We start from the raw sequence: 14,680 nt of genomic DNA on the forward strand, positions 1-14,680 counted from the left end.
CCGATGACGAACACTTCGAATACTTTCCAAGGAGAGAAATTGCTCGACGTAACCACATTTGACGAGCTTCGCATTGGCCTTGCGACCGCCGACGACATCCGTCGCTGGTCTCACGGTGAGGTCAAGAAGCCCGAAACAATCAACTACCGCACGCTCAAGCCGGAAAAAGACGGCCTGTTCGGCGAGCAGATCTTCGGCCCGTCCAGGGACTGGGAATGCTCATGCGGCAAGTACAAGCGAGTGCGCTTCAAAGGCATCGTCTGCGAGCGCTGCGGCGTCGAGGTCACGAAGTCGTCGGTGCGCCGTGAGCGCATGGGCCACATCGAGCTCGCCGCCCCGGTCACCCACATCTGGTACTTCAAGGGTGTCCCCTCGCGTCTCGGCTACCTGCTGGACATGGCTCCGAAGGACCTCGAAAAGGTCATCTACTTCGCCGCGTACATGGTCATCACGGTTGACGAAGACGGCCGCCACCAGGACATGCCCGGCCTTGAGAACGAGCTCCGCCTCGAGATCAAGACCATCGAGGGCCAGCGCGATTCCCGCATCGCTGACCGTCTGCAGCGCCTGGAAACCGACCTCGCGGCACTGGAGGCCGAAGGTGCCAAGAGCGACCAGAAGAAGCGCACCAAGGACGCCGCCGAAAAGGAGATGAGCCAGGTCCGCAAGTCTCTCGACGAGCAGATCGCTCACCTCGAGCGCGTTTGGGAAGACTTCCGCACCCTCAAGGTCGGCGACCTGAAGCCCGAAGACTCCGTTTTCCACGAGCTGCAGGACCGTTTCGGCATGTACTTCGAGGCCTACATGGGCGCCGAAGCCATCAAGAAGCGCCTGCTGGCCTTCGACCTGGTCACCGAGAGCGAAAACCTGCACCTGCAGATCGCCGAGGGCAAGGGCCAGAAGAAGATCCGTGCGATCAAGCGCCTCCGCGTGGTCAACGCGTTCATCATCACCGGCAACTCGCCGGCCGCGATGGTGCTCGACGTCGTCCCCGTGATCCCGCCCGAACTGCGCCCGATGGTGCAGCTCGACGGTGGCCGCTTCGCGACCTCCGACCTCAACGACCTCTACCGTCGCGTGATCAACCGCAACAACCGCCTGCGTCGTCTGCTTGACCTCGGTGCCCCCGAGATCATTGTGAACAACGAGAAGCGGATGCTGCAGGAGGCCGTTGACGCACTCTTCGACAACGGTCGTCGTGGCCGCCCCGTCACGGGTACCGGAAACCGCGCCCTCAAGTCACTGAGCGACATGCTCAAGGGCAAGCAGGGTCGTTTCCGTCAGAACCTGCTCGGCAAGCGCGTCGACTACTCCGGCCGTTCGGTCATCGTCGTCGGCCCGCAGCTCAAGCTGCACCAGTGTGGTCTGCCCAAGCAGATGGCACTCGAGCTGTTCAAGCCGTTCGTGATCAAGCGCCTGATCGACCTGAGCCACGCTCAGAACATCAAGGCCGCCAAGCGCATGGTCGAGCGTTCACGCCCGCAGGTCTGGGACGTGCTCGAGGAGATCATCCGCGAGCGCCCCGTGCTGCTGAACCGGGCACCGACGCTCCACCGCCTCGGCATCCAGGCGTTCGAGCCTCAGCTCGTGGAGGGTAAGGCGATCCAGTTGCACCCTCTCGTCTGTGCCGCGTTCAACGCCGACTTCGACGGTGACCAGATGGCTGTCCACCTGCCGCTGTCGATGGAAGCCCAGGCCGAAGCGCGCATCCTGATGCTCGCCTCGAACAACATCTTGAAGCCGTCTGACGGTCGCCCGGTGACCCTGCCCACCCAGGACATGATCATCGGTCTGCACCACCTGACCACGCTCAAGGAAGGCGTCATCGGCGAGGGCCGGGCGTTCTCCTCGATCGCGGAAGCGATTCTCGCTTTCGACCAGAAGAAGGACGCGAACCAGGGCCTCGACCTGAACGCCAAGGTGCGCATCCGTCTGGCCGACAAGTACTTCGAAGAGGGCACGCAGCCCGAAGGCGTCGAACTCGTCAACGGCCAGGCCGTCGGAACCGTGTTGGTGACCACCACGCTCGGCCGCGCGATCTTCAACGAGGCCATGCCGGTTGACTACCCGTACTTCGAAAAGGTCGCCGACAAGGGCAGCCTCTCGGCGATCGTCAACGACCTCGCCGAACGGTACCCGAAGGTGGAAGTCGCCGCGACGCTTGACCGCGTCAAGGACGCCGGTTTCTACTGGGCCACCCGGTCCGGTGTGACCGTGGCGCTCAGCGACATCCTGACCCCGCCGAACAAGCCGCAGATCGTTGCCGGCTACGAGAAGCAGGCCGCCAAGGTGCAGTCGCAGTTCGAGAAGGGTCTCACGACCGACCTCGAGCGTCGCCAGGAGCTCATCCAGATCTGGACCAAGGCGACCGAAGACGTTGCCGCGGCCATGCAGGAGAACTTCCCTGCCGACAACACCATCAACCGCATGGTTACCTCCGGTGCCCGTGGTAACTGGCTGCAGGTGCGGAACATCGCTGGTATGCGAGGCCTGGTCAACAACCCGAAGGGTGAGATCATTCCTCGCCCGATCATTTCGAGCTACCGCGAAGGCCTGTCCGTCGCCGAGTACTTCATTGCTACTCACGGTGCTCGTAAGGGTCTGGCCGACACGGCTCTGCGTACCGCCGACTCCGGGTACCTCACGCGTCGTCTCGTGGACGTCTCGCAGGATGTCATTATCCGCGAAGACGACTGTGGCACGACCAAGGGTCTGGAACTGCCGATCGCCGAGGTCAACCCGATGGGCGATCTCGTCCGCCACCCCAACGTGGAGAACGCGGTCTACGCTCGCAGCCTGGCCACCCCGGCGGTCAACGCCAAGGGTGAGATCGTGGCTGACGCCGGCGACGACGTGGGTGACGTGCTCATCGACAAGCTGGTCGAGGCCGGTGTCGAGACCATCAAGGTGCGCTCGGTGCTGACCTGTGAGTCGGCCGTCGGAGTGTGTGCGGTCTGCTACGGCCGCTCGCTCGCCACCGGGCTACTCGTCGACATCGGTGAGGCCGTCGGTATCATCGCCGCACAGTCCATCGGTGAACCGGGTACCCAGCTCACGATGCGTACCTTCCACACCGGTGGATCGGCATCCGCCGACGACATCACCCAGGGTCTGCCTCGTGTGCAGGAACTGTTTGAGGCCCGAACCCCCAAGGGTGCGTCGCCGATCGTCGACACCGCCGGTCGCATCACCATCGAGGACACCGACCGCAGCCGGAAGGTCATCCTGACCCCCGACAACGGCGATGAGCCGATTGCCTACCCGGTGCTCAAGCGCTCCACTCTCCTCGTCGAGGATGGCCAGCATGTCGAGCTCGGCACGCAGATCATCATCGGTGCCGTCGACCCGAAGGAAGTTCTTCGCGTCAAGGGTGTTCGCGCCGTGCAGAAGCACATCGTCGGTGGCGTGCAGGATGTCTACCGGTCGCAGGGTGTGCCGATTCACGACAAGCACATCGAGGTCATCGTTCGCCAGATGCTGCGCAAGGTGACCGTCGTCGAGCACGGCGACACCGGCCTGCTCCCCGGCGAGCTCGTTGACCGGTTGAAGTACAACGACCTCAACCGCACCGCGCTCACCGAGGGCAAGAAGACGGCGTCGGCTCGTCAAGAAGTCATGGGTATCACCAAGGCTTCGTTGGCGACCGAGTCCTGGCTGTCGGCCGCTTCCTTCCAGGAGACCACCCGGGTTCTGACCCAGGCGGCCATGGAAGGCAAGAGCGACCCGCTGATGGGCCTCAAGGAGAACGTGATCATCGGTAAGTTGATCCCGGCCGGCACCGGTCTTCCCCGCTACCGCGACGTCACCGTCGAGGCAACGGATGAAGCCAAGGCTGAGCGTTACCCGAACCGCATCTTCACCGATGATGCAGCGTTCAACGAGGGTGACCTGAGCTTCGTCGACTTCGACAGCTTTTCGTCGGATGACTTCACCCCCGGCACCTACAACTAGTCACTAGCGATAGGTTCCACGGACGGCCTCCTGCCTCGGCAGGGGGCCGTCCTCGGTTAAGCCCGTTCGCCTCCGCTGGTCGAGCCTGTCGAAACCCGAGCCTGTCGAGACCCGCGATAGGCTGGTCCAGAATCTTTCTGGGGGTATCGCATGGGTGCAGGTCCGGTGTCCGCTTCGGCAATGACGCGTCGACGGATGTGGGTGCTCCTCGGCGCCGTCGGCTCCATGCTGGTCATCGCCCTCATTGTCCTGCTCATTGTCTGGCGGGGCGGCGCGGGCGCGCCGGAGCGAGAGGCGGTCGGGCGGCCGCAGCCGCACTCGTCCCCTGCGCCTCTGGCCCTCGCGAGTGTGCCTGCTCCGACGGCCACGACGGATGGGCCGCATCCGTCGACCTGTGATGAGCTCTACAGCCCGGCGATCGTGGCCGCTTTCGATGACCTGGTGCTCAACCCGGCCTGGGTCGCTGAGGAGAACTCGGACGTCAACCGCGGGTCCGGGGACCCGGAGTTGATCGCCCTGATCGACGCTACCGGGGAGCGCCTCACCTGCGTGTGGGCGAACGCCAACGGCGGGTCCGGCCTGGGACTGACCACGGAGTTGGTGTGGGTGACCCCGGAACAGTCGACCAAGATTCAAAGCCGGCTGACCGCCGCAGGTATGAACTGCTACGAGGAACTCGGCGGAATGCGTTGCCTCATCGAGACAACCGAGGATGGTGAACTCGTCGGTGAGTCGCACTTTCTTCGCGACGACATCTGGCTGGCCACCAGATATGTCAATACCGGACCGGACGGCTACACGCACGACATCATCGCCAACGTGTGGGCCGACGAGTAGTCGCCCGGGAGATCCGCAATCCGCGCACAAAGTAGGGTAGAAGCAACGACCGGCAGACCTGCTTTTCGGGAGCAGAGGAACAGTATGCGGTTGGTCGGGCAGCTCGGTGGAGCGCTAGTCGGTGCCATGGGTCTCCTGGTGCTGGTCAGTTGGTACGTCGGAGTCGACGCCCTGCCGCCCGTGCTCCGCGACCTGCTGGCGATGAAGCCGATGGCAGCCCTGGGGCTCGTGCTGGTGGCGGTTGCCGTGCTGGCCGTCGATCGTCGCAGGCTGACCGTGATCCTGGGTCTGCTGGCACTGATGATCGGCGCCCTCACGATCGCGGAGTTCGTCGTCGGCCGATCACTCGGCATCGATGTGCTCCTGCCGGGAATCGACTTCGGCGGGCGGTCGGAGCGGATGGCGCCGTCCACGTCGGTGGCGCTGGTCCTGCTCGGTGCGTCCGTCATCGCCAGCCGGGCCGCTCGATCCGCCGTGATGCTCGGCTTCGCATTCGCGGCTCTGGGCGTCAGCCTGGTCGCGATCCTGGGTTATGCCTATGGCGTCTCCTCGCTGTATTCGCTGGGCGGCTACACGAGTATGGCCTGGCAGACGGCCTTGGGCGTCGGAATCCTCGCCACGGCCCTGTTGATTCAGCGCCCCGATGCCGGTCTGATCGGCCTCTTCCGAGACGGTGGCAGTGCGGGTCGGCTCCTCCGCCAGGTCATTCCATTCCTAGTTCTGGGACCGTTCATCCTCGGTTGGCTGCGGCTGTGGGGACAGCGCCAGGGCTGGTACGACACGGCCTTCGGCGTCGCCATCCTGATCCTCGGCATGACAGTGCTGAGCTGCGTGCTGGCGTGGGTCGCTGCCCGCCGGCTGCGTGACCTCGATCGTCAGCGTGATGGCGCGATGCAGGCTCTCGCTGAGGCCAACCACACGTTGGAGGCGACGGTCGAGGACCGAACCCGCCAGCTCGCGGAGACGGCCGACACGCTGCACACCCTCATCAAGATCGCACCCGTTGGAATCGTGCAGATGGATGCCGCGGGCGGGCTCGTGTCCGCCAACGACCAGTGGCTGGCACTCAGCGGCCTCACGAAGAGTCAGTCGCGCCGCGACGGCTGGGCCACCGCGCTCCATCCGGATGACGCGGAACGGGTGCTCCTCGGTTGGGAAGCGAGCGCCGCAGCCGGCGAGCCCTTCGAAACCACCCTGCGGTTTCGCACCCCTGAGGGCCACATCAACTGGGTGCAGGTGAACACCGCTCCGATGCGTGATGAGAAGGGCATCATCGGGCACCTGGCCAGCGTCACCGATGTCACCGCGCAGCGTGAGGCCGAGAACGCGGCCACGGCCGCCGCGGCCCGGTTCGAGGCTGCCTTCGCTTCCTCGCCGTTGGGAACGGCCATCGTGACGCTCGACGGACAGGTAGTGGCCGCCAACAGGCGGCTCCTGGAACTGGCGGGTCACCAGAACCCGCTTGTCAGCGCCCATATCGAGACGATCTTCATGCCGGCTGAGGACGCTGACGATGAGGAGATGGAGAGCGCTGGCCTGGAAGGTCCGTCGACCCGACAACGCATCGACCGGCGGATGCGCCACGAAGGCAATCAGGAAACCTGGGTCAAGGTCAGCATCGCCGAGATCTTCGAGGGCGACCAGGCCGGGGGACTGCTGTACCAGCTGGAGGACATCACCGCCCGACGCCTGGCCGAGGCGCGGGTTGAGCACCTGGCATTCCACGACCCGCTGACGAACCTGCCCAACCGTCTGCTCCTGCTCGACCGGTTGAAGCAGGCGCTTCTGCAGGCGTCGCGCCAGGGTCGCGGCGTTGCGGTGCTATTCATCGACCTCGACCGGTTCAAGTTCGTCAATGACAGCCTTGGGCACCACGCCGGTGACACAGTGCTGAACGAGGTTGCCATCCGCCTCCGGCAAAGCATCCGGGCCGGCGACACGGTGTCCCGGATCGGAGGCGACGAGTTCGTCGTGATCTGCCCGGATGTCGGTGGCAGCGAGGATGTGCACCGGATCGCCGATTCGATCCAGGCGGCCATCGCGCGGCCGATCACGATCGGCGACCAGTCGGCATCCGTCGACGCCAGCATCGGGATTGCTTTCGGCCTCGGGCACGACGATGCCGAACTGCTCCTGCGCAATGCGGATCAGGCCATGTACCTGGCGAAGGACCGCGGGCGCGCCCGCTACGAGGTCTTCGACGACGACCTGCGGTACCGCATCCATCAGCGGCTCGACAGCGAGTTGGCCCTGCGCGACGCGGTGGAACTGGGCCAGATCGAATCCTGGTATCAGCCGATCGTGGATCTGCAGGACCACAAGGTGGTGGCGACCGAGGCTTTGGCACGCTGGCGAAGGCCCGAGCGCGGGCTCGTGATGCCGGGTGACTTCATTGCTCTCGCCGAGGAAGTGGGTCTGATCAAGGGAATCGGATCGACGGTGCTCGGCCAGGCGTGCCGGGCGGCCACGGGGCTGGCTCAGGGAGTGGCGGTCAGCGTCAACGTGTCCGCGCGGCAATTCGTGCAGGATGACTTCGGTGACGTCGTCAAGCGGGTCCTCGCCGAGTCGGGTCTGCCGCCGGAACAGCTCTGGCTGGAGCTGACCGAGAGCGCGGTGCTCGACGCCATCGATTCCGCGGCCCGGACCTTCCAAGAACTGCGGAGCCTCGGCGTGCGGCTGGCCATCGACGACTTCGGCACGGGGTATTCATCTTTCACCCACTTGCGCGCGTTCACGGTTGACCTGCTCAAGATCGACCTGACGTTCATTCGCGACGTCGAGAGCTCCGATCACGATCGCGCGATCGTGGAGGGAATCCTGCGTCTGGCCGATTCCCTGAACCTGGATGTCGTCGCCGAGGGCATCGAGACGACGAGCCAGCGGGACCTGCTGAGATCCATGGGCTGCCGCTTCGGCCAGGGCTATCTGTTCTCCAAGCCCACGCCGTCCGTGCATCCCGAAGTGCAGTTCGCCCACTAGCCTTGGCGCTCTGCGGTGCCCGGGGCGGAGGGTGATGTCGCAGCCGCCCTATGAGAGTGCCACCGCTCGGCCTTATCCCGTCGGGTTCGCCCGGTCGAATTGAAGGCCGGCCTCGTAGCCCACCCAGCGTCGTTTCACCCACCGCACCTCGGCCACCTCCGGTTGTGCCAGGCTTCCGGGGATCTCGACGATGACGAGCGCTCCCGGTTCCAGACGGTGGCGGAGCGATAGGCGGCACCCGCCGAAGCCGATGTCCTCGACCGCTGCCGTGAGCGCCCCGGGATCCCGATCCAGGGATTCCGCTTCCGGATGATCGACGACGTCGAGTGCCAGCCCTCCCGCCGCGGCGGTGGGCACGCGGTCGACGGCGAACGCGGCCTCACGTTCCCGGGCGAGTTCGAGAGCTGGGCCGCGCTCGAAGAGGGTGACGGGATGCAAAACAGCCGACGAGTTGGTAGCCATCCGAACCTGGGCGCGCCGCCAGGGAAGCGTGGGCGTTGTGGCCCCACGTACTGCACGCCAGCCGGCAGTGGCGAGGTAGGCCTTCTCCTCCTCGTCTCCCCGGACCCAGCTCGGTGATTCGGTGATCACCTGTACCAGGTCCACGGTCTGCTCTGGGGTGAGCGGATCGAAACGGAAGCCGATCGTCACACCGTCCGAGGAGTTCACGATCCAGCTGCCTATTCCGGGCAGTTCGCCGACCTCAGGGATCTGAAGAGCGGTGACCGACGATGCCTTGGAGGCGAAGCCCTTCGGGTCGAGCCGCTCCGACCAGGGAATGGATATGCGCGCCCCCATCAGGCTCAGGTCGACGAGTTCACCCGGGTGAGCGCCAAAATTCTGGAAGGCCGCGGTCACCGGTGTACTCATCGGCGTGCGCTCGGCTGACCGGAGGCGTGGACGCTCAACGCACAGAGTGACGGCCAGCACCAGGCCGACCACGAAGTACAGGCACCAGAAGACGTTGATGTACAGCGCGCTCGTGTTGGCGAGTTCCGGGCTGAGGAAGATTCCTCGCACCAGGCCGACGGCCGCCAGGGTCAGAAGCACCAGGTGGGGGAGCGCGATTCGCCAGTGGAAGACCTGTTCTTTCAGGCCAACGCCCTTGGGGGTGACGTTGAAGGCTTTGACTCGCAGGCCCAGCGTCTCAGCTGCCGCGGAGAGCGCGATGGCGGGGGTCAGAGCCAATTCGTAGATGTTGCTCCAGGAATGGCTCCGGCGACGTCCGACGATGATGGCGAAACACAGCATCACGCAGAGATAGGTGGGCAGCCAGAAGATAAGCAGGGCCTCCACGCTCGTGTCCAGGGCGACCACCCCGAAGAGGAGGAAGAGCAGCGGGGTAATGATGTAGATCAGCTTGAAAACCCCGAAGTACCAGTAGACGACCGCATCGGAATAGAGCCACCTCTGCATGAGTGTGAGTCCGGGCAGGGTCAGTGGGTTCCACTTGCGGGCCGTCTGGATGTTGCCGCGGCACCAGCGGTCACGCTGCTTGAGCATGTCGGCCAGGTTCTCCGGGGCCAGCCCGGCCGCAATGATGTCCGGCACGAATTCGGTCCGGTACTTGGCCCCCTGGATCAGGAGGCCCGTGGCGAGATCCTCCGTGATCACACCCACTGCAAATCCTCCCACGCTTTCCAAAGCCGAGCGGCGGAACATCGTGTTGCTCCCCACGTACATCACCGCATTGAAGCGCGATTTGCCGGCCTGCAGGGTACGCATGAAGAAGTCCTGCTCGTTCGGCAAAGCCTGACCGGAGAACAGGTTGTACTGGAACGGGTCCTCGTTGTAGAACGCCTGGGGCGCCTGGACGAAGCCCAGCTCGGGGTCCTGAAAACGACCGACGGTGCGCTCCAGGAAGTCCGGCCGGGGAACCATGTCCGCGTCCAGGGTCACGATCAGGTCCCCGTCGCTCCGCCCAAGCGCATTGTTGAGGTTGCCGGCTTTGGCGTGAGCGTGGTCAGGCCGGATGAGATGGATGGCCCCGTACTCTTCGGCAAGTTGGCGCACTTCCTCACGCGCGCCGTCATCGCAGACGAAAACGCGAACGCCGTCGGTCGGATAGCGCATGCCCACGGCGCCGGCGATGGTCATCCGGAGCATTGACACGGGCTCGTTGTAGGTGGCAATGAACACGTCGACCCGCGGGAGCTCGTCTGCTGGCGGCAACGGCACAGTGCGCCCGGCGTATGGGGTCCAGAGGGTGACATACACCGCCAGCGATTGTGCGAATCCGAGTACTTCGACCGTCAACAGCAGAATGCCGGTCGCAGTGTTCCACCAGGCGTCGGACGGGATGGTGAACAACACGCGCCACGTGAGGTAGATGATTCGCACGACAATGGTGATCACGATGGCACTCTTGTGCCCGAAGCCGGGGCGCCGGCGTGAACCGATCCAAAGCGTTTCCATCACGACCAGTATCAAGGCCGGATAGACAAGCATCCAGTACCAATTTTCAATCATCATGCAGCCCCCTGGTCGTTCCTAGGGAAAACCTAGCAGTGCTGGTTCAGATTCGGTGAGCATCAGAATTTTCGGTTTCCCGGGGGTTTTGATGATTGCAGGAGGGCGTTCTTGCCGGGCAGGACCGCCGGCGTCTGCGAGCCATTGGTCGAGGTGGTGGGCTTCGGTCCAGGCGGGTGGGCGTTCGTAGCCGGGCCAGCGGCATCCGACGTAGCGGGCCACGATTCCCGCGCGTTGCTTCTCGGTGAAGAGGCGCTGCGCGAGGCGGACGTTGACGCATTGTCCGTCGTCGAGAAGTGTGACTGGACTACAGCCCCGATCTCTTGCTCGGCAACGCCACCAGCGTCTGCTCTGGATCGAACTCGACCGGTGGCCTCAGCCAGTACTGCGTTCCGGTGCGAATGATCGTCCAGTGCTGGTTGTGCAGTAGCAAATGGTGCGGATGGCACAGCAGCACTCCGTCGGCCAAATCGGTGTACCCGTTTTCCTTCAACCATTCGTTGACGTGATGGGCCTCAGTCCACGCCGGTGGCCTGTCGCAGCCGACCCAGAGGCATCCACCGTCACGGACTGCCATTGCGGCGCGCTGGTGCTCGGTGAAGAGCCGTTCGTCGCGGCCGACATTGATGATTTGGCCGTCCGCGTCGAACTTGATGCCGCGGGTTCCGGTGTCGCAGAGGAGTCGGTCGATGGTCTCCTGCGAGATGGGGACCGGGTTGCCCTCGATCTGCCCGTGAGCGGCCGGTGCGGCCGGCTGCCGCGCCTCTGCTTCCTGCGCGGCTGCTTCCGGCTTGAGCGCCTTCTCGGTCACGATCACGCGCACCGAGGGTCGGCGTCCGCCGAAGACCTGGCCCGGGTCGGCTTCGCCGGCGATTTTGAGCAGCTGCACGAGAGAGTCCGCGGCGATCTGTTCGGTCGTGCGGAGGTCGTCTTGCATCTTCTTTGCCCAGGCTGCCCGCTCTGCGTCCACGAATCGAACCCCGCCGCGGCGCGGGCCCGTGATCGAGTCGAAGGTGGAGAGCACGAACTCGCCGTCTTCGGGCGCGAACAGCCCGTTCAGGCGCACGGTGCCGTTGCCCAGCCGGTAGACCCGCAGGTAGCGGTCGTCGTAGGCCTGCTTCTCGCGGGCGGCGATGCCGGCCTCGTCAAGCCGGTCGCGAATCCGTCTCGCCTGCTTGAACACCTGATCGGCATTCAGTGACGAGGCCTCGGTGAGCAGCGCCGCCAGGGCCACCCCGAGCTTCTCCGCGGTAACTGCCGCATCGACCTGGCCGAGCCCGGCCCGGATCGCCTCGGCCGCGTCAACCGAGAGCGTGCCGGCGGTAACGGCCCGGGCGATCGGCGCCTGCCACGGCACCTTCGCCTCGAACTCGGCGACCTCGGCGGCATCCCTGTCGGGCGAGGACAGCGCCGCCTCGACGAGCCTGTCGGCCGCCTCGGCATCGGCCATCATCGTGCCGACCGCGACCAGCTTGTAGGCGTCGCCCTTGGACGAGCCGGTCGAGTTCTGAATCAGGGCCTCCGGGGAGAGATACCCCTGCTGCGCCGCCAAACCCGAGTGCCCGAGCTCCGGTCGGGAACGCTCGGCGATGGTCGCCGCCATCCAGGCAGCATAGGTATCGACGAGACGGCGGATCGAAGCGATTCGCTTCTGACCGGCCAACACCTCGGCATCAGGAAGGGCCGAGAAGTCAGCGCATGACGAGCCCAGCAGGGCCACGGCATCGGCCGCCTGCCNAGAGAATACCTCAACTCGCACCCAGTGTCGAGAGATACTCACATAATTTGAGAGAATAATCGAATTTATCTCTGAGCAACTCCGGCCGCTCCGAAGCCGTCCAAGGCCGCCGGTTGCCTCAATGGAGACCCCGGGGCGGTGAAGGTTTCCCGGGCGCAGGCGAGACCCCCGGAACCGCCACCGTGGCGCCCGCCCCGACCAACGCACCCACCCCTACAGATTCTCCGACCACCACCACGCCCCCGGCAACCCTCAAGCCGACTCAATCCGCACCCGGGCAGACCGCGGCGCCGGGCGATCCACGTTCAACCGCGTGCACGCAGCTCTACAGCCCGGCCATGGTCGAGGCGCTCGGCGACCTGACCTTGAACCCCGTCTGGAGCCAGGACCCGGATGCCGCCGTGTCCCACGGCACCGACGATGCCGAGCTGCGCGTCCAGATCGACGCTCTCGACCACCTGACCTGCGTCTGGGCGAGCCCGTACCGGGGATCCGACACCGGGATCATCACCACTGTGGTCTGGGTGACCCCGGAACAGACCGTCGCGGTGGAGGCCCGGCTCGTCGCAAACGGACTGGAGTGCTTCACCCAGTCGGAGGGCCGCCGCTGCATCATCCAGACGACACGGCAGACGGCACTTTCGGTGAGTCCCACTTTCTGAGGGGCGGCATCTGGCTCGCCACGAAGTACACGAATGCCGGCCCGCTGGGCTACACACAGAACATCATCGACAACCTTTGGATGGGCGTCTAGACCGTTTCGAGCAGGCCGAGCCCGGCCCGGGCATCGCCCAGCAGCGGCCGCATTCCGCCTGCCGCCCCGCGGGCCGCAACCGGATCGAGGCCGGGTCGATGCCGTGTCGATGCCGTGTCTATGTCGGGTCGAAGCCCCGCCCCGTTAGGATCACTGAACAGAGGCTGCTTTCGAACCGTGTCCCCCTCATTGTGGGTCTGGCCGGATTCCCTGCCCCCGAGATAGCGTTGTCCGTTACTTACTTACCGAGCCTGTTCGAGAGGATCGCGTGGCCAGCCTCACCGAAATCTTGATCCTGCACGGTCTGCTGCCGATCGAGGAGCTCGACCACCTGATGGCCGGCGACCCCGCCGATGAGAGCGCCGTCCGCGCGCTCGTCGCCAAGGGCGTCATCACCGAGGTGCAGTTCGCCAAGGCTCGGGCCCAGCAAGCCAACCTGCCCTTCGTCGAGCTGATCGACTACCCGGTCGATCGCCTCGCCGTGGCTCTCGTTCCGGTGGCCGTCTGCAAACGCCACGAAGTGCTCCCGATCGCCGTCGACGACGGCCGGCTCATCCTCGCCATGGTCGACCCTGGCAACGTCTTCGCCGTTGACGACGTGCGCGAAGCATCACGGATGCGCGTCACCCAGGTTGTCGCCGAGCGCAGCGACCTCCTCGCGGCTATCACCCGCTACCACCGCGCCGACGACGAGCTCAGCGACCTCACCTCCACACTCGAGGAAGAGAACGCCGCCACCGAGAGCTCCTCTTTCGGAGTCTCGGACTCCATCGACGACGATGCCCCGATCGTGCGGTTCGTGAACCTGTTGGTCAGCCAGGCCATCCAGGACCTGGCCTCGGACATCCATATCGAGCCCGGCGAGCACAGCCTGCGGGTGCGCTACCGCATCGACGGCGTGCTGCACGAGATGCAGACCGCACCCAAGAGCATCCAGAACGGTGTTATCTCCAGGCTCAAAATCATGAGCGATATCGACATCGCCGAGCGGCGCAAACCGCAGGACGGCCGCATGACCGTGCGCCATGCCGGCCGTCAGATCGATCTGCGCGTTGCGACTCTCCCCACAGTGTGGGGCGAGAAGGTCGTCATGCGCATTCTCGACAACTCGAACACGACTCTCGACGTGCGCGCGCTGGCCCTGCTCGAGCACAACTTCGAGGCCTACAAGACCTCCTACTCCAAGCCTTACGGCATGATCCTGATCACCGGTCCGACCGGTTCGGGCAAGTCGACCACGCTCTATACGACCCTGGGTGCGGTCGCTCGCCCCGAGATCAACGTGATCACGGTCGAAGACCCGGTGGAGTACCGCATGGCGGGCATCAACCAGGTTCAGGTGAACCCGAAGGCGGGCCTCACCTTCGCGAGTGCGCTGCGTTCCATCCTGCGCAGCGACCCGGATGTCGTTCTGCTGGGTGAGATCCGCGACCACGAGACCGCACAGATCGCCATCGAGGCCTCGCTGACCGGCCACCTCGTGCTCTCCACTTTGCACACCAACGACGCGCCGAGCGCCATCACCCGGCTGACGGAAATGGGTATCGAGCCCTTCCTGGTGGGTTCCGCCCTGGACTGCGTGGTCGCCCAGCGCCTGGCGCGGCGCCTCTGCGACAAGTGCAAGACGCCATCCGTTCTGACCCCCGACTACCTGACGCGCCTCCGCTTCGCGTTCGACCCGGAGCACCCACTGCCCACGATCTTCGAGGCGGTCGGCTGCACGCAATGTTCGAAGACCGGTTACCGGGGGCGCATCGCCGTGCACGAGGTGATGACCGTGACCGAGGAGATCGAGCGGCTCGCCGTGGCCCGAGCATCGAGCGCCGAAATCGGCCGGGTGGCGCGCGAACAGGGCATGATCACCCTCCGCGAGGATGGCTGGGCCAAGGCCCAAATGGGTTTGACATCGATCGAAGAAATCTTGCGAGTGGTCGCATAGTGCAAAAGGGGAT

Annotated in this window: 7 protein-coding genes; 5 read left to right on the plus strand and 2 right to left on the minus strand. The window is 65.0% G+C overall.

The features are described 5' to 3' along the window. The first annotated feature begins 39 nt into the window (after positions 1-39). The 3 genes from E3N86_RS09840 to E3N86_RS09850 all read left to right on the plus strand — a co-directional run bounded on the left by E3N86_RS09840 (position 40) and on the right by E3N86_RS09850 (position 7,767). A complete protein-coding gene (locus tag E3N86_RS09840; protein ID WP_104100992.1) occupies positions 40-3,951 on the plus strand; it encodes a DNA-directed RNA polymerase subunit beta' in 3,912 nt (1,303 codons plus the stop codon). A 180-nt stretch (positions 3,952-4,131) separates the two neighbouring features. Further along, complete coding sequence (locus E3N86_RS09845; RefSeq protein WP_134401543.1) at positions 4,132-4,788, plus strand: hypothetical protein; 657 nt, start codon at positions 4,132-4,134, stop codon at positions 4,786-4,788. Positions 4,789-4,872: 84 nt separating this feature from the next. Next, on the plus strand, positions 4,873-7,767 hold the full coding sequence (locus tag E3N86_RS09850) for a bifunctional diguanylate cyclase/phosphodiesterase (protein ID WP_134511873.1): 2,895 nt from the start codon (positions 4,873-4,875) through the stop codon (positions 7,765-7,767). Between the two features lie 72 nt (positions 7,768-7,839). Here the strand turns inward: E3N86_RS09850 and E3N86_RS09855 are convergent, their stop codons facing one another. Next, positions 7,840-10,239, minus strand: a complete 2,400-nt coding sequence (locus E3N86_RS09855; RefSeq protein WP_134511874.1) for a glycosyltransferase family 2 protein — start codon at positions 10,237-10,239, stop codon at positions 7,840-7,842. A 304-nt stretch (positions 10,240-10,543) separates the two neighbouring features. Beyond that, positions 10,544-12,016 carry a DUF222 domain-containing protein gene (locus E3N86_RS09860; RefSeq protein WP_134511875.1) on the minus strand — a complete coding sequence of 491 codons (1,473 nt, stop codon included), beginning with the start codon at positions 12,014-12,016 and terminating at the stop codon, positions 10,544-10,546. 140 nt (positions 12,017-12,156) lie between these two features. On the opposite strand from E3N86_RS09860, the gene E3N86_RS09865 reads away from it, so the two are divergent. Then, the gene (locus E3N86_RS09865; protein WP_134511876.1) at positions 12,157-12,636 is read left to right on the plus strand and encodes a hypothetical protein; all 480 of its coding nucleotides are present in this window, start codon (positions 12,157-12,159) and stop codon (positions 12,634-12,636) included. A 360-nt stretch (positions 12,637-12,996) separates the two neighbouring features. Beyond that, on the plus strand, positions 12,997-14,667 hold the full coding sequence (locus tag E3N86_RS09870; protein ID WP_134511877.1) for a GspE/PulE family protein: 1,671 nt from the start codon (positions 12,997-12,999) through the stop codon (positions 14,665-14,667). The last annotated feature ends 13 nt before the right edge of the window (positions 14,668-14,680 follow it).

It is taken from the genome of Cryobacterium sp. Hz7, assembly GCF_004402815.1.
GTDB classification, from domain to species: Bacteria; Actinomycetota; Actinomycetes; order Actinomycetales; family Microbacteriaceae; genus Cryobacterium; species Cryobacterium sandaracinum.